Origin of the sequence: Falsirhodobacter sp. 20TX0035, assembly GCF_028307215.1 — a bacterium.
Classification (GTDB): domain Bacteria; phylum Pseudomonadota; class Alphaproteobacteria; order Rhodobacterales; family Rhodobacteraceae; genus Falsirhodobacter.
In genome coordinates, this window is sequence record NZ_JAQMHV010000005.1 from 11,974 (window position 1) to 32,304 (window position 20,331).

Consider the following 20,331-nt stretch of genomic DNA (forward strand, 5'->3'; position numbering starts at 1 on the left):
TTTTGGTTCGGTTCGCGGTCATACCCGCTGACGCGGGTCACGGCAAGCGGGGCGGCCTAGTAGAGGCCGCCCGAGCTGAGGGTGCCGAAATCGGCGTTGTTCTTCGGAATGACCCGCTGCTGACCCGTGGAAGTGGTGACCGTCTGCGTGTCGTCCGTCTCTCCCGGGGCGAACAGGGGAAGGTTCGCGCCCATGGCGAAGCCGCCATCCACCGCGCTGCCCCATTGGGGAACCACGCCGTCGCGGAAGTATTCCGAGATCACGTTCGGCCCCGACGCGTCCGGCCCCACCGGCGCGCCCGAGAAGCGGTCCACCTTCTGGAAGTAGCCGCCCGGCGGCACCTTGAATTCCGTCCCGCCGAAGCGCTGCACGGCCTTTTCCATGAACGCCTGGAACACCGGCACGCACAGCGTTCCGCCATAGGCCGACCGGCCCAGCGACCGCGGCTGGTCATAGCCCATGTAGCAGCCCGCCACGATGTTGGAGGTGAAGCCGATGAACCACACGTCCTTGGCGTCGTTGGTCGTGCCGGTCTTGCCCGCGACGGGCACCGGCAGGTTCACGCCCGTGGCCGATCCGCGCTGCACCACGCCGCGCATCATCGACACCAGCTGATAGTCGGTGATCGGGTCCAGCACCTGCTCGCTCTGCCCCTCGATCTGCGGGGCGGCGCCGCTGGGCAGGGAGGCGAGGCCGCAGTTCACGCAGTTGCGCTGGTCGTGGCGGTAGATGGTGCGGCCGAAGCGGTCCTGCACCCGGTCCACCAGCGTCGGTTCCACCCGCACGCCGCCATTGGCGAACATCGCATAGGCGGTGACCATCTTCATCAGCGTGGTTTCCTGCGCCCCAAGGGAGTTCGCGAGGAACTGGCGCATCGGGTCGTAGACGCCGAAGCGTTCGGCGTATTGCGCCACCGTGTCCATGCCGACCGTCTGGGCTAGACGCACCGTCATCAGGTTGCGCGACTGTTCGATCCCCATCCGCATGGGCGCCGGCCCCAGCCATTTCCCCGAAGAGTTCTTGGGCGTCCACAGCCCCTGGGGGGTGTTCAGCTCGATCGGGGCGTCGACCACGGTCGTCGCGGGGGTCATGCCCCGGTCCAGTGCGGCGGCATAGACGAAGGGCTTGAAGGACGACCCCGGCTGCCGTTGCGCCTGCGTGGCGCGGTTGAAGCTGCTGTCCTGATAGGAATAGCCGCCCTGCATGGCCAGAACACGGCCCGTGTTCACGTCCATCGCCATGAAGCCGCCCTGCACCTCCGGCACCTGACGCAGCGACCAGCCCTTGTCCGTCCGCTTCACCAACACCACGTCCCCCGCCGTCACGAGGTCGGAGGCCGCGTCAGCGCGCGGGCCCAGCTTGCCGTTGGCATCGAGCTTGCGCGCCCAGGTGACGTCGCTGGTCGGCACGGTGCCGGTTTCCGTCTCGCCCTGAATGCCGATGGTGGCGGAAGACCCCGCCTCCAGCACCACGGCCACGTTCCAGTCGGGGATGTCGCGCGGCACGTCGGCCTGCGCCAGCGCCGGGCGCCACGCATCCTCGTTCCCCAGCACGTCGGCGGGCAAGCTTACACGGGTGCCGCGCCAGACGCCGTTGCTGCGGTCCAGCTTTTCCAGCCCTTCGCGCAACGCCTCGGCGGCCAAGGCCTGCAATTCGGGATCCACCGTCGCTCGGATGGTCAGGCCACCGCCGAAGAACTGCTCCTGCCCGAACTCCTGGCTCAGCTGGCGGCGGATCTCGTCGGTGAAATAGCTGCGGGGCGGCAGCGTTTCGCGGTAGGGTTCGTAATCGCCGTTCTGCACCGACCGCAGCGGCTCCGCGACGGAGGCGGTCATCGTCGCCTCGTCGATATAGCCGTTGTCCTTCATCTCGCGCAGGACGTAGTTGCGGCGGTTCGTCAGATGCTCCTTGTCGGCCACGGGGGACAGGCTGGGCGCCTGCGGCATGGAGGCGAGGAAGGCCGCCTCCGACGGCGTCAGGTCCGACAGCGCCTTGTTGAAGTAGGTCTGCGCCGCCGCCGCCACCCCGTAGGAATTCCGGCCAAGGAAGATCTCGTTCAGGTACAGTTCCAGCACCTTGTCCTTGGACAGCGCGTCGTCCAGCCGCGTGGCAAGGATGATCTCCTTGATCTTGCGTTCGGCCGTGCGGTCCGAGGACAGCAGGAAGTTCTTGGCCACCTGCTGCGTGATGGTGGAGGCGCCGCGCACATTCTCGCCGCGCGACTTGATCGCCTCGACGGCGGCGGCGACCATGCCGCGCGGATCGTAGCCGTGGTGGATGTAGTAGTTCTTGTCCTCGGCCGAGATGAAGGCGTGCTTCACGAGGTCCGGGATCTCCTCGGCCGGGACGAAGATGCGGCGTTCCTGCGCGAATTCGTCGATGACCGAGCCTTCGCCGTTGTAGATGCGGCTGATGGTGGGCGGGGTGTATTGCGCCAGGCTGTCATGGCTGGGCAGATCGCGCGAATACATCCAGAAGATGGTCGCGATCGTCAGCACGCCGAAGATGGCCGCAAGGGTCAGCAGCGTGAAAAGGCCCCCCAGAACGGAACCGATGAACCTGAACAATGAAAAGCTCCCGCGCCAATGCAGAGGCGTATATACTCCGCAAGGGCGGCAAGGTCAAAACGCGCATGCCACGCGGACGTGACAATCGCGCGATTATCGCCGAAGGCCGGGGCGGATGACGGCGTCCTTGGCGGCCCAAGCCTTCAGACCGTCGCGGATTGCGGCCGCCATCCGCGCCCGCCACGCCGCATCCCGCAGGTTTGCCCGGTCGGTGGCCGAGGACAGGAACCCCAGCTCGATCAGCGCCGAGGGCATGTCGGGCGCCTTCAGCACCGCGAAATCGGCGGCCTGGCGCGGGTGGCGGTGCATGTCGATCCGCCACGCCTTGATCCCGATTTCCAGCGCGCGGGCCAGACGGTCGGTGCGGGGCGCGGTTTCCACCCGGGCCATGTCCATCAGGACGCCCGCCACCGTGTCGTCGTTCTGGGTCAGGTCCACGCCCGCCAGAATGTCCGTGCGGTCGTGCCAAGCGGCCATGATCCGCGCCGCGCGATCCGTCGCCTGCTTCGACAGGGTGTAAAGCGTGGCGCCCGTCGCCTCCCCCTCCTGCACGGCGTCGGCGTGCAGGGACAAGAAGACGTCGGCCCCCGCTTCGCGCGCGAGGGTCAGGCGGGTTTCCAGCGGCACGAAGCGGTCGTCCTCGCGCGTCAGGGCGACGCGGAAAGTCCCGTCCTCCACCAGAAGGCGCTGGAGTTCCTTGGCAAAGGCCAGCGTCAGGTCCTTTTCGGTCAGGCTGTCATGCTGGGCACCCGGGTCGATGCCGCCATGGCCCGGGTCCAGCATCACCAAAAGGGAGCCGGTGCCTTCGGCCGCAGGGGGCGGCGGGTCCTTGGGCAGCGTCCATTCGGGCGGTTCGGGGCGCAGGGCGGCAGCGCGGAACGCCTCCTCCCCCGCCGGATCCAGCGCCACGTGAACGGTGGCCTGATCGCGCACCCGCATTTCGGCGGTGGTGATGGTGTAGGGGCCGCCCAGCGTCAGCACCACGCGCGACCAGCCGGGCCGGATCGCCCCTGCCTCCACCGCCGTGACGCGCTTGCGCGGGGCGAACGGCACGGTGCCGATGGTCGTGTCGCGGAAATCCACCACAAGGCGCGGCGGGTCGGCCAGCACTCGCGCGCGCCACGGGGCGGACCCGCTCAGCGTCAGCGACACCTCGATCCCGCCGCCCCAGCCTTCGCGCAGGGTGCCGCGTTCCAGCTGCGCCTCGGCCAGCGCGATCGTGCCGAGGCCCAGCCACAGCACCAGCGCCAGCCACACCTGTCTTGAAACCCGCATCCCCTGCCCCCAAACTCGTGCCACCCCTGTTCGCCAGATCCGGCGCCAAGGTCAACACTTGCCATTCGGACGCGCCCGGTGTTCCCTGCCGCGCGACATTCAGGAGATGACGATGAAACGCCTTGCACTTGCCGCGCTTGCCACGACGATCGCCCTGCCCGCGCTGGCGCAGGACATGACCGACGCCGAGCGGCAGGTATTCCGCTCCGAGGTCCGCTCCTATCTGATGGAGCATCCGGAGGTGCTGATGGAGGCGATCCAGGTGCTGGACCAGCGCCAGCAGCAGCAGCAGGCCACCGCCGACGGCGATCTTGTCACGCAGAACGCCGACGCGATCTTCCACAGCGCCGCGGACTGGGTGGGCGGCAACCCGCAGGGCGATGTCACGGTGGTGGAGTTCATGGACTACCGCTGCGGCTATTGCCGCCAAGCCTCGGCCGAGGTGGACAGCCTTGTGGCCAAGGACGGCAACATCCGCTTCGTTCTGAAGGAGCTGCCGATCCTGGGCGAACAGTCGGTCCTCGCCTCGCGCTTCGCGCTGGCGGTGAAGATGACCGCGGGGGATGAGGCTTACAAGAAGGTCCACGACCAGTTCTACGCCCTGCGCGGCGAGGTGAACGAGGCGACGCTGAAGCGCATCGCGGGCGATCTGAAGGTGGACTGGGCCGCCGTCCAGCCGAAGATGGACAGCGCCGAGGTGAGCCAGGTCATCGCCGACAACCGCGCGCTGGCGCAGGCGCTTCAGATCCAGGGCACGCCCACCTTCGTCATCGACCAGACGATGCTGCGCGGCTATGTCCCCGAGGCAAGCATGGCGCAGGTCGTGGCCGACGAACGCAAGGGATAAGGCGCCGGGCGGCGGGTGTTTATTCCGCCGCCTGAACCGCCTCGGCGGCGGCCTTGTCGGCCTCGATCTGGGCGGCCTTCTTTTCGACCTCTTCCACGATATGGTCGATCATCTGGTCGTTGGACATCCGGTGGCTTTGCTTGCCCGCCAGATAGACCATGCCGTTCCCGGCCCCGCCGCCGGTGAAGCCGATATCGGTCATCAGAGCCTCGCCCGGACCGTTCACGACGCAGCCGATGATCGACAGGCTCATGGACGTGGTGACATGGGCCAGACGGTCTTCCAGCGCGGACACGGTCTTGATCACGTCGAACCCCTGCCGCGCGCAGGAGGGGCAGGAGATGATCGTGACGCCCCGGTGGCGCAGGCCCAGCGACTTCAGGATCTCGTACCCGATCTTCACCTCTTCCACCGGATCGGCAGAAAGGGAGACGCGGATCGTGTCGCCGATCCCCATCCACAAAAGGTTGCCCAGACCGATCGCGGATTTCACCGTGCCGGAGACGAGGCCGCCCGCTTCGGTGATGCCGAGGTGGATCGGCGCGTCCGTGGCTTCCGCGATCTGCTGATAGGCGGCGGCGGCGAGGAAGACGTCCGACGCCTTCACGCTGATCTTGAATTCGTGGAAGTCGTTGTCCTGCAGGATCTTGATGTGATCCATGCCGGATTCCAGCATCGCCTCGGGACACGGCTCGGCGTATTTCTCCAGCAGGTGACGTTCGAGGGAGCCCGCGTTCACGCCGATGCGGATGGAGCAGCCGTAATCCTTGGCGGCCTTGATGACCTCCTTCACGCGCTTTTCGTCCCCGATGTTGCCGGGGTTGATGCGCAGGCAGGCGGCCCCTGCGATGGCGGATTCGATGGCGCGCTTGTAGTGGAAGTGGATGTCCGCGACAATCGGCACCGGGCTTTCGGCCACGATATGCTTCAACGCGGCCGACGATTCCTCGTCCGGAACGGACACGCGCACGATGTCGGCACCCGCCGCGGCGGCGGCCTGAATCTGCGCGATGGTCGCCCGCACGTCATGCGTCAGGGTGTTGGTCATCGTCTGCACCGAGATCGGCGCATCGCCCCCCACCGGCACGTTGCCCACCATGATCTGCCGCGACTTGCGACGGTAGATGTTGCGCCATGGACGGACGTGGTTCAAGGACATGGAAAACTCCGCTCTGCCTCAGTGCCCAACATAGGGGCCGACCCGGACGGGGGCAACCGTCACTCGGTCGCCTGCGCCGTCAGGATACGGGCCAGATCGGCGTCCTGATCGGGAACGGCCGCCGCGAAGGTCCCGGTCAGCGAGTCCGACGTCAGCTCGATGTTCTTGACCACGCGCGCACCTTCGGCGGCGGGGCCGTAGGTCTTGCCGTTCACCGCGAAATAGACCGATCCTGAATTGCCGGCCCGCAGGCGCGCCGGCTCTTCCATCTGCGGAACCTCGTACCGTTCGCCGGCGCCGAGGATCTTTTCGAACAGCACCGTGCCGTCGGCCGACTGCACGCGCACCCAAGCCGGACGCACGGCCAGAATCTCCACTGCCGGGGCCTGCGCCTGAACGACCTGCGGCGCCTCGGCCGTTGGAAGGCTGGGGCCGAAGGGTTCGGCGGCCGCAATCTGGGTCTGGCCCGGGTCGATGGCCGCGATGGGGCCGTCGCGGGCCACCAGCACCGGCACGTCCAGCGCCTGATCGCGCGGACGGTAGAGACGGGTCATCAGATCGCTGCGCGGAACGTCCCCCGCCGCGGGCAGGACGTCCGACGCCGGGCCCGGCACCACGCCTTGCAGGGGGTCCATTTCGGCCACAACCTCAGGGGCGCGGTCCACCGGGGCCAGCTGCACGCGCTGCACCTCTTTCAGCACGGACCAGCCGCCATAGCCGATGCCGCCGATCAGCAGCGCCAGCACCAGCATGGAGCCGACGGCCCGCAAGTCGAGCTGCGAGGCAAAGCTGCGGTCGCGCGGCAGGAACTTGGGGTTGGGATCGGCCAGCGGATCGCTGGCCCGGACCGGCACCGGCCGCCGGGGCGACGCCTCGGTCGCCATGCCGTGATGCAGGGTGAAGTTCGCCTCGGTGCAGAACTTCTGATAGGCCATCTCGGGGTCCATGCCCAGGTAGCGGGCGTAGGACCGGATGTAGCCCGCGATGAAGCCCTGGCTTTCGAAGGCCGACAGGTCACAATTCTCGATCGCGGCGATGTAGGTGGCCTTGATGCGCAACTCCCGCTGCACATCCAGAAGCGATTTCCCAAGCGTGGCACGTTCGCCCCGCATCAGGTCACCAAGACGCAGTTCGAAATCGTCAAACCCCTTGGGTTTGTCGCCGTCCACCGTCGAAGGGGAGGTCCTCCGCCAGATCATTCTTGTCTTCGTCCTGCCCCAGAGATGACCGAGTCGCTCATGTCGACTCGGCGCGCGCCTTGCCGGATGGAACTATCACAGCGCAGAGAGCAATGCATCTGCGGATGTGTTCAGGCTGATATCTCGGCACGATTTAGCGCACAGTGGTTCCAAAGCGAGTCCATGGCGCGAATAAGTGCGTCCATCTGGCGCGGACCATGCACGGGCGATGGTGTGAAGCGCAGCCGTTCCGTCCCGCGCGGCACCGTGGGGAAGTTGATCGGCTGGACATAGATGCCGTGATCTTCCAGCAGCAGGTCCGACAGCATCTTGCAGTGCACGGGGTTGCCCACATGCACCGGCACGATGTGCGACCCGTGGTCGATGATCGGCAGGCCCATTCCCTTCAGGCGCATCTTCAGGATGCGGGCCTGCGTCTGGTGCGCCTCGCGCAGCGCGGTGTCCGTCTTCAGGTGCCGGATGGAGGCCGCCGCCCCCGCCGCCACCGCCGGCGGGATCGAGGTGGTGAAGATGAAGCCCGGCGCATAGGACCGCACGGCGTCCAGCATCTTCGCCGTGCCCGCGATGTAGCCGCCGAAGACGCCGAAGGCCTTGCCCAGCGTGCCGTTGATGATGTCGATCCGGTGCATCAGCCCGTCACGTTCGGCCACGCCCGCGCCGCGGGGGCCGTACATGCCCACGGCATGCACCTCGTCCAGATAGGTCAGCGCGCCGAATTCGTCGGCCAGATCGCAGATCTCGGCGATCGGGCCGAAATCGCCATCCATGGAATAGATCGATTCAAAGGCGATCAGGACCGGACGGCCGCGCAGGCCTTCCAAAATCTCGCGCAGGTGGGCGACGTCGTTGTGGCGGAACACGACCTTCTCTCCGCGCCCGTTGCGGATGCCCTGGATCATGGAGGCGTGGTTTAGTTCGTCCGACACGATCACGAGGCCGGGGAACAGCTTCGGCAGCGTCTGCAGCGTCGCATCGTTGGCCATGTAGGCGGAGGTGAAGACCAGCGCCGCTTCCTTGGCGTGCAGGTCCGCGATCTCGGCCTCCAGCTCCTTGTGATAAAGCGTGGTGCCCGAGATGTTGCGCGTGCCGCCCGACCCCGCGCCGGTGGCGTCCAGCGCCTTGTGCATCGCTTCCAGCACGGCCGGATGCTGGCCCATGCCCAGATAGTCGTTGCCGCACCAGACGGTGATGTCCTGCTCCGACCCGTCGGGGCGGCGACGCACCGCGTGCGGGAAGGCGCCCTGCCGCCGTTCGATGTCGATGAAGGTGCGGTAACGCCCTTCGTCGTGCAGCCGGTTCAGGGCCGCGTCCAGTGCAAGATCGTAATTCATCTACCATCTCCCTTGCGCCCCGGTTCGGGGGCTGGGTCATGGGCGGGCCGGGGTCCGTCCGATTCAACTGTGACCGTTTATTACGCGCAGGTCACGGGGGAAACTGGACAATATGACATACCCGACCCGACGGGACGTCAGTTCTGGATCAGGATCTGGCAGCCCGCACCGCAGGCCTGGACCGCGTCGGCCGCGGCGTTGCCGCCCTTGGCCAGCCCCCATTCGCCCGTGGTCGGAGAGATGGCGAAGGCCTTGGGCGCGTTGCCCCGGAAATCGTCCACAAAGGCCTGCGTGGCGGCCTGCGACAGTTGCACCGGCTGCGGCTGCCATCCGGCGGGGCGGATGTAGCCCACGATCTCGCACGCGCGGGGGGCTTTGCGCTTGGCGTTGCAGTCGCGCAGCGCCGCGACCGAAGCGGTGTCCGTGTTGTGGTAGTTCGCGGCCGCGACCGTGGCCTGCACCATGATCCCTTCGTCCGGGGAAATGGCGATCGCCCCGTAATAGGCCTGCTGCGCGCCCACCTGGCGCAGAAGCGCCGCCTGATCGGCGGGCAGGTAGTCCTTGGGCAGGATCTCCACCTCGGCATCCGCCTTCGGATACAGCATGCCGCGCAGTTCGCGCAGCCCCATCGTCTGCGCCGAGGCGGCGGTGGCCAGAAGCGTGGCGGCCAGAACCCAGTATTTCATCGTGAACCTCCGGTTTTGCGGCAAACATAGCGCGGGGGTGCGGGTCTGGACAGGGCCCGCCCGGCTGATAGGCTGCGCCCCACCAAGAAGGAGAACGCCATGTCGCTGCCATCAGTGCTGGACACCATCGACCATTCGCTGCCCGAGGCGACGGACCGCCTGCTGGAGCTGCTGCGCATCCCGTCGATTTCCACCGATCCCGCCTTCAAGGCTGATTGCGACCGCGCCGCCGACTGGCTGGTGGAGGATCTGAAGACCATCGGCTTCGACGCCGCCAAGCGCGTGACGCCCGGGCACCCCATGGTCGTGGCCCATGCGGGCACGACGGGGCCGCACATCCTGTTCTATGGCCATTACGACGTGCAGCCGGTCGATCCGCTCGACCTCTGGGACCGCGACCCCTTTGATCCGCAGGTGCAGGACACGGCCAAGGGCCGCGTGATCCGCGGACGGGGCTCGGCCGACGACAAGGGCCAGCTGATGACCTTCATCGAGGCGTGCCGCGCCTGGAAGGCCGTGCACGGCACCCTGCCCGGCCGCATCACCATCTTTCTGGAGGGCGAGGAGGAGTCCGGCTCCCCCTCCCTGATTCCCTTCATGAAGGAGAACGCGGACGAGCTGCGGTCCGACATCGCGCTGATCTGCGACACGGGCATGTTCGACGCGAAAACGCCCGCCATCGTGACCATGCTGCGCGGTTTGTCGAAATGCGAACTGACGGTCCATGGGGCCAACAAGGATCTGCATTCGGGCATGTTCGGGGGTCCGGCGATGAACCCGATCCGCGTGCTGACGAAGATCCTCGGCACCCTGCACGACGATCAGGGGCGCGTGACGATCCCCGGCTTCTACGACGATGTGGAGGAGTTGCCGGACGCCGTCCGCAGCCAGTGGCAGAACCTGTCCTTCGACCATGCGGCCTTCCTGGGCGACGTGAACCTGTCGGTCCCCGCCGGCGAACAGGACCGCACCCCGCTGGAGCAGATCTGGTCCCGCCCCACGGCCGAGATCAACGGCATCTGGGGCGGCTACACCGGCGCGGGCTTCAAGACCGTCCTTCCGGCCGAAGCGCATGCCAAGATCAGCTTCCGCCTTGTGTCGAAGATGGACCCGGACAAGGTCCACGCCGCGTTCGAATCGTGGTTCAAGGCCCAGCTGCCCGCCGACTGTTCGGTGGAGTTCAAGGACGTCAACGGCTCCCCCGCCAGCGTGATGTCCATCGACGACCCGGCGTTCGAGAAGGCGCGCACTGCCCTGTCCGAGGAATGGGGCACGGAGGCCGCCTATGTCGGCGCCGGCGGGTCCATCCCCATCGCGGGGTATTTCAAGGACATCCTGGGCATGGACGCGATGCTGATCGGTTTCGGCCGCGACGACGACCAGATGCACTCCCCGAACGAGAAGTACGACTTGGAAAGCTTCCACAAGGGCATCCGGTCCTGGGCCCGTGTGCTGGACAAGCTGATGTGACAAAGAGGCATCCTGCCGCATTTGCGGCAGGATGACGACATAAGCCTCAAACGATGAGAAGCTTGATGCCGGAAAATGGGATCAGATCTACCTACTCGCAGGCTCCATTCAAGATTTCTGCCCATGATTTTGGCGGCCAGATCTCGACGGGAACAGCCTTCCATTATCTTCACAATGGACAGCGGTTCATCGTCACAAACTGGCACAACTTAACAGGACGCAACTTCTTTAGCAGGAAGAACCTGAATACGTTGGGTCGGACCCCTCTATGGGTAGGGATCCATACTGCAGTCTGGCTCGCCCCTCCGACGGACTTGAATCGAGCTTTTGGGATAGAGCGGCGTCGGATTGAAATTTATGGCGATCCCGAAGCACAGCTCGATCAGCTATGGCTCGAGCATCCGGAACTTGGAGGACAAGGTTGCGATGTTGTGGCGATTCCGCACCCGAAACCGGATGAGGAGCCGGAGTTCATGCACAACAGTGTCAACCTGATTAGTAAATTCCGAGTGCCGGTCCTTCCTGGCGAAGTCGCTTTTGTCATCGGTTTTCCCCGTGGGCTTCACACGGGCTTCGGTCTGCCGCTCTGGAAATCGACCTTCATCGCCTCCGAACCTCACTATGACGTCGAGATTGAGGAACGCTTGTTGCCCGCCTTTTTTCTGGACGGCTATACTCGAGAAGGCATGTCAGGTTCGCCGGTCTTCGCGCGGTATCGGGGAATGTGGACATCAAGGACCCCTACAAACCGATAGATCCAGATGAGCCTGATTTCTGGAGTCGAGACGATGTAGCGATGTTAGGGTCGGAGGCGACCGAGTTTATCGGGATCTACAGCGGGCGCATATCCGACCATGAAGGAGAAGCTGCTTTGGGCTTATGTTGGCGGGAAGAGGTGATCGAGGAGATCTGCTCGTCGTATGTGCCACCCCAAATACCTCAGGCAGCCTAAGATCTGCAAATGCCGTTCCCTCGTCGAGCTAATAGCGAAAAGGCGGCCCCTTGCAGGGCCGCCTTTTTCGATGGAATGGCGCGGTTGACGGGGCTCGAACCCGCGACCCCCGGCGTGACAGGCCGGTACTCTAACCAACTGAGCTACAACCGCAACTTTCACCGTCCGGACCCGCCGAACGTGAGGTGCGTATTACGCAGACCCGCGCCCCCCGTCAAGCGCTGATCCGCGGATTTTTCACGTCCCGCAGAAGGTTCTGTAGCGGCCGAACCCTTCGGAGGCCGGAAGGGCCAGATTTTCAAGGCCCTCCCGTTCGGTGAAGGGGTCGGACAGGGCGTCCAGCAACCTCTCGAACGGGGCCATGTCGCCGGCCTGCGCGGCGGCCAGCGCCTCCTCCACCCGCTCATTCCGGGGGATATAGATGGGGTTGACCGCGTCCATCCGCGCAGCAGCGTCGGGGGCCAGACGCGCCCGCCAGCGGGCAAGCCAGCCGTCCAGCCAGTGATCCTTGAACAACCGCTCACGAAGGGCCGTGTCGTCCGTGATGGCCTGCGACAGGCGACGGAAGCACAGCGTCCAGTCCGCCCCCTCGATCCCCTCTAGGAACTCCTCGGCCAGCGCACGGTCTCCCGCGTCTGCCCCGTCCAGCCCCAGCTTCGCGCGCATCCCCGTCAGCCACGCGTCCTGATAGAGGCCGGCCACGCCTTCAAGGATACGCGTGGCCCGCTCCACCGCGCGCGCCTCGTCCGCATCGATCAGCGGCAGAAGCGTTTCGGCCAGACGGGCAAGGTTCCAGCCCAGAATCAGCGGCTGGTTCGCATAGGCGTAACGTCCTTGCCGGTCGATAGAGGAGTAGACCGTTCCCGGTGCGTAGGCTTCCATGAAGGCGCAGGGACCGTAATCGATCGTCTCACCCGAAATCGTCATGTTGTCGGTGTTCATGACACCATGCACGAAGCCCACCAGCATCCATTGCGCGATCAGGCGCGCCTGTGCTGCGGCAACATCGGCGAAGAACCCCACGTAATCGCCCGCGCGGTGGGGGTAGTGCCGGGCGATGGCGTAATCGGCCAGACGCTTCACCCCTTCGGCATCGCCCTGCGCGGCCAGATACTGGAACGACCCGACGCGCAGGTGGCTGGAGGCGACCCGCACCAGAACCGCGCCCGGCAGAGGCCCGTTCTCGCGCAGGACCTCCTCACCTGTGGTCAGAACGGCCAGCGCGCGGGTGGTGGGAATGCCCAGTGCGTGCATGCCTTCGGCCACGATGTATTCACGAAGGACGGGGCCCAGCGCCGCCTTGCCGTCGGCACCGCGCGAAAACGGTGTCCGGCCCGACCCTTTCAGGGCGATGTCGTGCAGGCGGCCGTCCGGGCCCGACACCTCACCCAAAAGCAATGCACGGCCGTCGCCCAAACGCGGGGAAAAGCCGCCGAACTGGTGCCCGGCATAGGCCTGCGCCACCGGCCGCGCCCCTTCGGGCAGGTCCAGCCCGGCCAGAAGCGTCGCGGGCAGATCGTCGGGAAGGCCCAGCTCCCGCGCCAGCGGGCGGTTCAGCCGCAGCACCTGCGGGTGCGGCACGGGATCGGCCGTCCAGTCCAGGAACATCCCCGGAAGGGCCGAGGCAAAGTCGTGGCGAAGCGGGATCATGATGGGCACCTCCTGCCCCGGGATATGGGAAGCCGAACCCGCGATGACCAGTGGAAAGGGATTTCGGGAACCAAAGGCCCACATAAAACATTCACGCACCAGTCACGGGTGCATGACCCGGCCGCCTCATCCAGGAGAACCACCATGAAACGTCCCCTCTTCCTCGTCATCTCCGCCTTTGCCATCGCGGCCACGGTGTCGGCCTGCGGCAACACGCGCAGCCAGCGCGTCGCCACCGGTGCCCTGGGTGGCGCCGTGGCCGGTGAGCTGGTGGCCGGTGAACCGGTCGCCGGCGCGCTGATCGGCGGCGGCGTGGGCGCCTTCAACTAAGGTCTTTTACCTGTTCGGGAAAACGGCGCGGCGTCCCCCGCGCCGTTTTTCGTTGCGCTTGACACTTCCGACGCGCTTGGCCCTTAATCGGCCCGACTTGACCGCACGGATTGCCAGACGCCGAAATGACCGCCGACATCGCCTTCATCAGAAGTCATCGTTTCGGCGAGGTCGAGGATCGGCTGGCCCATCAGCTGGAAAACGCCTTCGGGCTGGGCAACGTCGCCCTGTGCGTCGACGAAAGCCGCGGCCCCGTCGACACCGGCCGCTGGCCCAAGGCCAGCCTGACCCGCGCCCGGGCCGAGAAGATGGTGGGCGGCACCGTTCCGGACGATTGGGGCTGGCGCATGGGCGATCTGTGCCACATCGCGATTGCCGAGGATTTCGGCCCCCGCCGCCACCAATGGCTGATCGAAAGCGACGTGCACATCCCCCCGGGACAGGAAAGCGCGATCTTCGACCGGCTGAACGCGATCACCGCCGATTTCATGGCCTGCGCCCTGCGCCCCAAGAAGGTGAAGCCGATGGCCGCGGGCGTGGCCACCGCCCTGCCGGGTGCCGGCTGGGGCTGCATCTTCGCGCTGAACCGGCTGGCAGGGCGTCACGTGCCGGCCGTGCGCACGCTGCGCCGCGACATCCGCGCAGCCATGCACGCGGGCGCAAAGGTCCAGACCCCGAATGATGAGGCTGTGCTGGCCAATCTGGGCGTAGCGATGGACTGGACGCTGGTGGACCTGTGGACCGCGGTGCCGGACATGTTCAGCCACCGCTGGTTCGACACCAATCCCCCCGCGCTGCGCCGGGCGCTGGACGCCCAGACGGACTCGCAACGCGTCAGCCATCCGGTGCTGGAGGTGGAGCAGGTCTTCCGCCGCCTGGAAGCCCCGCGCAGCGAAGGCCATCCCCAAGCCTACAAGGCGTCGCGCCTGGGACGCATCCTGGCCGCCATGACGCCCGAGGAAAAGGCCCGCGTGATGAAGCATCTGGAACCCGCCACCGACGCCGGCCGGTAAGGAGCGCGCGGCAATGTCCACCCCTGAGATTGCCAAGGCCCTTCCCACGGATTTCTTCATCCCCGGCCTCGACCCCGGCTTCGCGCTGGTCCGGGCGGAGGACCTGACCCCGCGCCTGATTCCCCCGCTGCAGACCGAGGGGCTGACGCTGGTCACGGATGTGGAACAGCGGCTGCGGACCTTTGGCGAGTGGCTGGGCGTCCGCCAGACGCGACTTTGGGCGCAGGGTGTCGCGTTTCCCACCGTTCTGTGCGTGGCCGACGACGTGGGCATGATGAGCAATCATCTGACGGTGTGCGGGAAATACTTCCTCAGTTCCGCCGGGGGGACGAGGGTGCGCAACCGCTACGCCGCCGCCGGCCCGACGGTGGACGGCCTGACCCCGGACAAGGCGCTGATCGCCTATCTGAACGATTGCGCGGCCCGCAACACGGCGCCCCTGCCGGTCGCGACCGAGGATGTCCGCCACCTGCCCTTCGTGATCGAGGTGAAGAACTTCGGCAACTTCTATCACTTCACGAAAGAATCCTTCCCCCTGCTGACGCTGGTGGAACGGTATGGGCTGACGGGCCCCATCGTTCTGGCCACCGGTTCGCGCGCGCAGGCGGCGGGCTTCGTGCAGAACCTGATCGACACGTGGTTCCCCGACCTCGTCCCGCGGATCGAGATCCGGCGCGGTTGGGGCAATTATGGCCGGTCGCTCGTGGCGCTGGACACCGCGCATTTCCGCTATCAGGCGGCCCTTGTGCCGGGGATCGAGGCGGCGAACGATCCCCCCGTGGCGCGCGACCCCGACCGCCGCGGCGTCTATGCCGCCGCCGCCAACAGCTTCGAAGAGCCGGTGGACGCCCTGCGCCGCCATGTCCACGCCCGCATCGGCTCGCCCGACCGGAAGCGGCGGCTGTATGTCAAGCGTCGGTCCGACCGCGTGCGCGGCGTGCTGGGGGAGGAGCGGCTTCTGGACCGCCTCGCCCCCCTGGGGTTCGAGACGGTGTTCTTCGAAGACATGACCGTGCGCGAACAGGCGGCCACCGTGGCGTCCGCCGAATGCCTCGTGACGCTGCACGGCGCGGGAATGACGAACATGCTGTTCGTGCCCCCCGGCTGCCTGACGGTGGAGCTGTCGAACTGCCAGACCCTGCTGTCGCGCTATGGCGATTTCAACCCGCTGGCCCTGTCGGCGGGCGCGTTCTACCTGCACGCCTTCATGGATCACGACTTTCCCGATCCGAGCGCCCTGCCCATCTACTCCAAGCACGGGTTACGCGGGGTCAGCATGTCGGATTTTGCGGTGGACGTCCTCGCCTCACGCATCCACGCGCACTTGGTGCCCGACATGGCGGAACGGGCGCTGGAGGAGTGCCGCGCCCTGAACAGCGAGGGGCAGGCGGACCCTCTGCGTGAGGCGCTGGCGCGGCATGAAACGCTGATCTTCCACGACGCGGACACCCATGTCTGGCACGCAAACTGCGCCCCCACGCCCGAGGACACGCTGCTGCACCTGCGGCGCGCGCTGCATCTGGCGCCCCGTCGGCTTCCGTTGCTGAAACGGGCGATGACGGTCGCGCACAAGGCGCGCAACAACGCGGTGTTTCAGGAGGCGCTGGCCGCCTTTCTGCAGGCCGGCCCCCGCAGGGCCCAAGCCTTCCTAGAGGAAAAGGGGTGGAGCGCGGAGGGCATCGGCCCCTGATCGCGCCCCTACATGGGCCGGGCCGTCTTGTACGGATGAGTCGCGGGCAACTCCGCCCCCGCGCGGCCCGAGGTCCAGGACACCCAGCCTTCCAGCCGCTGGCGGTCCGCGTCGGAAATCGCGGTGCGGCAGATGACGACCTGCTGGGTCAGGAAGCCCGCCACGGTGGTCGACTGACTGGTCAGGTTCGCACCGAAGGACGACCCGCCCTCCACCGTCTCGATCCCCGTGATGGCATGGGTGCCATTCAGTTCGCCGTCGATGAAGAAGCGGCCCGACAGGTTGCCCGGCGTTCCGGACATCTGATGGATCACGGTGCGTTCGGTGCCGGACCAGCTGCTCGCCGAGGCGATGTCGACCTGATAGAAGGAGATGCCGATCTCGGTGTTCTTGGCACGCACCTGAAGGGTGCGCGACTGCCCCTTGGCCTGCCCGCCCCAGCCAATGATGCCGCCATATTGCGTGTCCGCCCCCTGCGAATGCCCGGCCACCAGCAGCGTGTGCGGCGTTTGGCCCAGCGGCAGCGCGCCGCTGGATCCCGTCATGAACTGCCCGCCGGTTAGCACGAGGCCGCCCCCCCCGTTGCGGGCCGAAGGGTTGAAAACCGGCCGCGCCGCCGCGGTCGCCTGCGACCAGACCAGCCCGCCCACGCGGTCCGTCCAGCGCTGCACCCGGCGGTCGGCGTCCAGCACCATCGTGCCGGGATCGGACGCGTCGAACCAGGCGGCCACCCCGTCCAGCCGCGCCGGCGTCCAGGGCTGGGCACCGGCCGCCGACAGAAAGGACGAGGGCGTCAGACCCACTTGTATCCCAAGCATTGATGCCTCCATTTTCCAGATGCGCAGAGGCTAGGAAGAAACGGGTTAAGGCGGGATGGGACCGGCGCGCCCGGCGCTAACTTTTTGTTCACCCTTTCGCGCGTTAATGAGGCTTTCGGCCCCACTGACCACGACAAACCTGCGGGCATGAAATCTTGATCGAACAATTTCAAATAGTTGGGGGAAATTGACCCGTTCCTCCCTTGCCAAGCCGGTCATGATGCTCATTTTAATGAATCTCACCGCGTCCAGACTGGAGTTTCCATCGGATGAAGCCCGATCTGAACATATGCGCGGGAAGCGCCATGCAGCGCCAATTGGGCGGTCTTTGCTGGCGCAAGAAGAACGGCGCGATTCAGATTCTGCTGATCACCAGCCGGGAAACCGGCCGCTGGGTGATTCCCAAGGGCTGGCCCATGACGGACCACACCGACGAAAAGGCCGTCGCGATTGAGGCGTGGGAGGAAGCCGGCGTCACCGGCCGCGTAGGGGCTTGGATCGGCCGCTACCAGTATGACAAGGTTCAGTTCCGTGCCACGGATCGGGAGGTCCTTCTGCCCTGCCAGGTCGACGTGCATGCCATGCGCGTCACGGGCCTGTCCAAACGTTATCCCGAACGGAAACAGCGCCGCCGCAAGTGGTTCGACCTTGCCGTGGCGGCGCAGAAGGTGCACGAACCGGATCTTGCAGCCCTGATCGCCGGCTTCGTTCCGCCGCGGGACTAGGGCCTGCGGTCACGGGGGTGGTGGATGATCCGTTACGCGTTGAAGTGCCAACAGGGACATGACTTCGAAAGCTGGTTCCAGTCGGCTGCGGCCTTTGATGCGCTGAAGGCCGCAGGCCATGTCACCTGCCCCGACTGTGGCGGCACCCGTGTGGAAAAGGCCATGATGGCCCCGTCGCTGGGCATGGCACCCAAGCCCCCATCCGACCGCGAAAAGGCCATCGCCGACCTGAAACGGCACGTGGAGGCAAATTCGGACTATGTCGGCATGAACTTCGCCGCCGAAGCGCGCCGGATGCACGAGGGCGAGGCGCCCGCCCGGTCCATCCACGGCGAAGCGCACCTGGACGAGGCGCGCCAGCTTCTTGAAGACGGCATTCCCGTGGCGCCCCTGCCCTTCCGGCCGACGCGCCGCACGAACTGATCAGATCCAGTAGGGCGCCACGCCGTAATAGCCGTAGAAGCTCGTGGCCCAGTCGCGGTTGTCCTGCCACCCGTCCGTGCGGGCGGGCGCCCCTTCCAGCTGATCCTTCGTCAGGTCGGTGACAAAGCCGTTGCGCTCGGTGTCGTAGCGCAGCTTCTGCCACGGCACGGGATGATGCCCCTCGCCCAGGCCCAGAAAGCCGCCAAAGCCCAGAACGGCATAGGCGACTGTCCCGCTTTTCTTGTCGATCATCAGATGGTCGATCTGCCCGAGATGATCGCCCGTCGGGCTGTAGACCGCCGTCCCGTTCACGTCGCGGCTGGAGATTGTGCTGCTGGCCATGATGGTCCTCCGTCGATTGCGGGGAATCAACGGGCAGGTGCTTGGGCGGTTCCCCTCAAGGCTCCAGCTTGTCGCGGCGGGCACGGACGCGGACCCGCAGGCCTTCGGGGGCAAAGTCCACCTCTGATTCGCCATCGCCCGCCAACCCCATGGACACGATGCGCGACCCGAAGCCCTTCCGCGTGGGCGGGACCACCGCCGGGCCGCCCGTCTCGATCCAGGTCAGCGTGACGCTGTCGCCTTCCACGTTCCAGTCGATCCGGACCTGACCTTCGGGAAGGGACAGGGCGCCGTATTTCAGCGCGTTCGTCGTCAACTCGTGCAGCAGCATCGACGCGGTCATCGCCGCGTCCGCCCCCAGCGCCACGCGCGGCCCGGTCGCGGTCATCCGCTTTTCGCCGCCGGCCAGCTGGATCGCCGCCCCCACCACGGACGCCAGATCCGTCGCCTGCCAGCGTTCATGCGCCAGAAGGTCATAGGCCGCCCCCACCGCCACCAGACGCGAGGAGAAGCTCTTCAGCGCCTCGCGGTCCTGCCCGCCGAAGGTCTGGCGGGCGATAGCGGTGATCATGGCGAAGGTGTTCTTCAGCCGGTGGCCTAGTTCGCGGTTCATGATGCGCCGGTCTTCCACCGCGCGCAGTTGCAGGATCGCCGCCTGGATCCGGTCGGCCACATTGCGGATAAAAGTCCCATCGTGATCGCTCAGCGCGCGGGGCCAGTCGTAATGCACGAAGCCCAGCAGCACGAGGCGGTCATGCTGCAGAACCGGCACGTTGATCAGCACGCGCACCCCGATGGCCGACAGCGCCGTGGCCTTGGCCGCCGTGCGCGGATCCGTCGTCACGTCGGGTATGATGACCAGTTCGCCGCGCTTCAGATCGTCCACGAAGCTGCCGTAATGGCGCAGCTGGTGCAGTCCCGACAACGAGGTGACGCCCGGCGCGCGCCATTCGGGATGCACCACCACGGCCTCCCGCTCGGGGTCGACGATGCCAAAGCCGGCCCGCGTGGCGCCCAGCGTTTCGGCCATGATGGCCGATCCCGCCTCCACCACCGCCTCTTGCGAGGACAGGCCCTGCAACCGGTCGCCTAGCCGGATCAGCGCGGTGGCATGGTCGGCCGACACGCGCAGAAGGGCGTTCTGGGCCTCGATCTCGGCCAGCCAACGGCGGGCGCGGTCGCGCGCGCGGATTTGGGACACGACCTGTTCGGCCAGCGCCATCAGGGCCTTTCCCTGATCCGGCGTCAGCCCGTCCGGCCGCGGCACCTTGTCGATCACGCACAGCGCGCCGATCGCGACCCCGTCCAGAATCAGCGGCGCCCCGGCATAGAAGCGCAGATGCGGGTCGCCCGTCACAAGCGGGTTGTCGTGGGTGCGCGGGTCCAACGTCAGGTCCGGCACCACCAGCAGATCGCCCGCTGCCAGCGTGTGCAGGCAGACGGACTGGTTCAGCGGCGTTTCGTGCGGATCAAAGCCCGACCGCGCCTTGAACCATTGCCGTTCCTTGTGAACAAGGCTGATCAGCGACACCGGCGCCTGACACAGCGACCGCGCCACGATGACGATGTTGTCGAATTCCGGTTCGGAGGGCGTGTCCAGAATCCCGAGAGCGTTCAAGACGTCGAGGCGATCCGTGACGCTGGGCAACAAGGGCACTCCGAAAGGCAACAGGAACATTTTCTTGCCCGGCTTCGTTGGCCGGGCGCAAGCGAAAAGGAAAACGCATGACGCTAGATAATCTGCCCCGCACGATCGTCCAACCCCATACGGCAGGTGCGTGATGCGCTATTCCCTTCTGGCCGCCGCCGCCGTTGTCATCCTCATCCTGGTCTTCGTTCTCTAGGGTTGCAGCC

At 66.4% G+C, this 20,331-nt stretch carries 18 protein-coding genes and 1 tRNA gene; 8 read left to right on the forward strand and 11 right to left on the reverse strand.

The genetic code is table 11. From position 1 onward, the window contains the following. Positions 1 to 56: 56 nt before the first annotated feature. Both PIJ50_RS07925 and PIJ50_RS07930 read right to left on the reverse strand, forming a co-directional pair. Positions 57 to 2,567, reverse strand: coding sequence for a penicillin-binding protein 1A (locus PIJ50_RS07925; RefSeq protein WP_271974215.1), 2,511 nt, complete (start codon positions 2,565 to 2,567; stop codon positions 57 to 59). A gap of 93 nt (positions 2,568 to 2,660) precedes the next feature. Then, complete coding sequence (locus PIJ50_RS07930) at positions 2,661 to 3,842, reverse strand: N-acetylmuramoyl-L-alanine amidase (protein WP_271974216.1); 1,182 nt, start codon at positions 3,840 to 3,842, stop codon at positions 2,661 to 2,663. A gap of 106 nt (positions 3,843 to 3,948) precedes the next feature. On the opposite strand from PIJ50_RS07930, the gene PIJ50_RS07935 reads away from it, so the two are divergent. Continuing rightward, complete coding sequence (locus tag PIJ50_RS07935) at positions 3,949 to 4,689, forward strand: DsbA family protein (protein WP_271974218.1); 741 nt, start codon at positions 3,949 to 3,951, stop codon at positions 4,687 to 4,689. 19 nt (positions 4,690 to 4,708) lie between these two features. Here PIJ50_RS07935 and ispG read toward each other — a convergent pair whose 3' ends face one another. The 4 genes from ispG to PIJ50_RS07955 all read right to left on the reverse strand — a co-directional run bounded on the left by ispG (position 4,709) and on the right by PIJ50_RS07955 (position 9,064). Beyond that, positions 4,709 to 5,848, reverse strand: a complete 1,140-nt coding sequence (gene ispG, locus PIJ50_RS07940) for a flavodoxin-dependent (E)-4-hydroxy-3-methylbut-2-enyl-diphosphate synthase (RefSeq protein ID WP_271974220.1) — start codon at positions 5,846 to 5,848, stop codon at positions 4,709 to 4,711. 59 nt (positions 5,849 to 5,907) lie between these two features. Next, positions 5,908 to 7,047, reverse strand: a complete 1,140-nt coding sequence (locus PIJ50_RS07945) for a helix-turn-helix domain-containing protein (protein ID WP_271974223.1) — start codon at positions 7,045 to 7,047, stop codon at positions 5,908 to 5,910. Between the two features lie 110 nt (positions 7,048 to 7,157). After that, positions 7,158 to 8,378, reverse strand: coding sequence for a 5-aminolevulinate synthase (hemA, locus tag PIJ50_RS07950; RefSeq protein WP_271974225.1), 1,221 nt, complete (start codon positions 8,376 to 8,378; stop codon positions 7,158 to 7,160). Positions 8,379 to 8,515: 137 nt separating this feature from the next. Then, complete coding sequence (locus tag PIJ50_RS07955) at positions 8,516 to 9,064, reverse strand: 5-aminolevulic acid synthase (RefSeq protein WP_271974226.1); 549 nt, start codon at positions 9,062 to 9,064, stop codon at positions 8,516 to 8,518. Positions 9,065 to 9,163: 99 nt separating this feature from the next. On the opposite strand from PIJ50_RS07955, the gene PIJ50_RS07960 reads away from it, so the two are divergent. Both PIJ50_RS07960 and PIJ50_RS07965 read left to right on the forward strand, forming a co-directional pair. Further along, on the forward strand, positions 9,164 to 10,534 hold the full coding sequence (locus PIJ50_RS07960) for a M20/M25/M40 family metallo-hydrolase (protein ID WP_271974227.1): 1,371 nt from the start codon (positions 9,164 to 9,166) through the stop codon (positions 10,532 to 10,534). 53 nt (positions 10,535 to 10,587) lie between these two features. Beyond that, the gene (locus PIJ50_RS07965) at positions 10,588 to 11,289 is read left to right on the forward strand and encodes a S1 family serine peptidase (RefSeq protein WP_271974228.1); all 702 of its coding nucleotides are present in this window, start codon (positions 10,588 to 10,590) and stop codon (positions 11,287 to 11,289) included. Between the two features lie 273 nt (positions 11,290 to 11,562). Here PIJ50_RS07965 and PIJ50_RS07970 read toward each other — a convergent pair. Both PIJ50_RS07970 and PIJ50_RS07975 read right to left on the reverse strand, forming a co-directional pair. Further along, a tRNA-Asp gene (locus tag PIJ50_RS07970) sits at positions 11,563 to 11,639 on the reverse strand. An 84-nt stretch (positions 11,640 to 11,723) separates the two neighbouring features. Further along, complete coding sequence (locus PIJ50_RS07975) at positions 11,724 to 13,133, reverse strand: protein adenylyltransferase SelO (protein ID WP_442900717.1); 1,410 nt, start codon at positions 13,131 to 13,133, stop codon at positions 11,724 to 11,726. 147 nt (positions 13,134 to 13,280) lie between these two features. Here PIJ50_RS07975 and PIJ50_RS07980 point away from each other — a divergent pair, with 147 nt between their 5' ends. The 3 genes from PIJ50_RS07980 to PIJ50_RS07990 all read left to right on the forward strand — a co-directional run bounded on the left by PIJ50_RS07980 (position 13,281) and on the right by PIJ50_RS07990 (position 16,169). Beyond that, a complete protein-coding gene (locus PIJ50_RS07980; protein ID WP_271974232.1) occupies positions 13,281 to 13,466 on the forward strand; it encodes a YMGG-like glycine zipper-containing protein in 186 nt (61 codons plus the stop codon). Positions 13,467 to 13,591: 125 nt separating this feature from the next. After that, positions 13,592 to 14,479 carry a hypothetical protein gene (locus tag PIJ50_RS07985; protein WP_271974234.1) on the forward strand — a complete coding sequence of 296 codons (888 nt, stop codon included), beginning with the start codon at positions 13,592 to 13,594 and terminating at the stop codon, positions 14,477 to 14,479. 13 nt (positions 14,480 to 14,492) lie between these two features. Next, the gene (locus PIJ50_RS07990; RefSeq protein ID WP_271974235.1) at positions 14,493 to 16,169 is read left to right on the forward strand and encodes a glycosyltransferase family 61 protein; all 1,677 of its coding nucleotides are present in this window, start codon (positions 14,493 to 14,495) and stop codon (positions 16,167 to 16,169) included. A gap of 8 nt (positions 16,170 to 16,177) precedes the next feature. Here the strand turns inward: PIJ50_RS07990 and PIJ50_RS07995 are convergent, their stop codons facing one another. Then, positions 16,178 to 16,987: a hypothetical protein gene (locus tag PIJ50_RS07995; RefSeq protein ID WP_271974237.1), complete on the reverse strand. Its 810-nt coding sequence runs from the start codon at positions 16,985 to 16,987 to the stop codon at positions 16,178 to 16,180. Between the two features lie 305 nt (positions 16,988 to 17,292). On the opposite strand from PIJ50_RS07995, the gene PIJ50_RS08000 reads away from it, so the two are divergent. After that, positions 17,293 to 17,712 carry an NUDIX hydrolase gene (locus PIJ50_RS08000; RefSeq protein WP_271974239.1) on the forward strand — a complete coding sequence of 140 codons (420 nt, stop codon included), beginning with the start codon at positions 17,293 to 17,295 and terminating at the stop codon, positions 17,710 to 17,712. A gap of 24 nt (positions 17,713 to 17,736) precedes the next feature. Continuing rightward, positions 17,737 to 18,135: a DUF1178 family protein gene (locus PIJ50_RS08005; protein WP_271974240.1), complete on the forward strand. Its 399-nt coding sequence runs from the start codon at positions 17,737 to 17,739 to the stop codon at positions 18,133 to 18,135. Here the strand turns inward: PIJ50_RS08005 and PIJ50_RS08010 are convergent, their stop codons facing one another. Both PIJ50_RS08010 and PIJ50_RS08015 read right to left on the reverse strand, forming a co-directional pair. Then, positions 18,136 to 18,477 carry a PRC-barrel domain-containing protein gene (locus tag PIJ50_RS08010; RefSeq protein WP_271974242.1) on the reverse strand — a complete coding sequence of 114 codons (342 nt, stop codon included), beginning with the start codon at positions 18,475 to 18,477 and terminating at the stop codon, positions 18,136 to 18,138. 55 nt (positions 18,478 to 18,532) lie between these two features. Further along, the gene (locus tag PIJ50_RS08015) at positions 18,533 to 20,095 is read right to left on the reverse strand and encodes a GAF domain-containing protein (protein ID WP_271974243.1); all 1,563 of its coding nucleotides are present in this window, start codon (positions 20,093 to 20,095) and stop codon (positions 18,533 to 18,535) included. Positions 20,096 to 20,331: the final 236 nt, after the last annotated feature.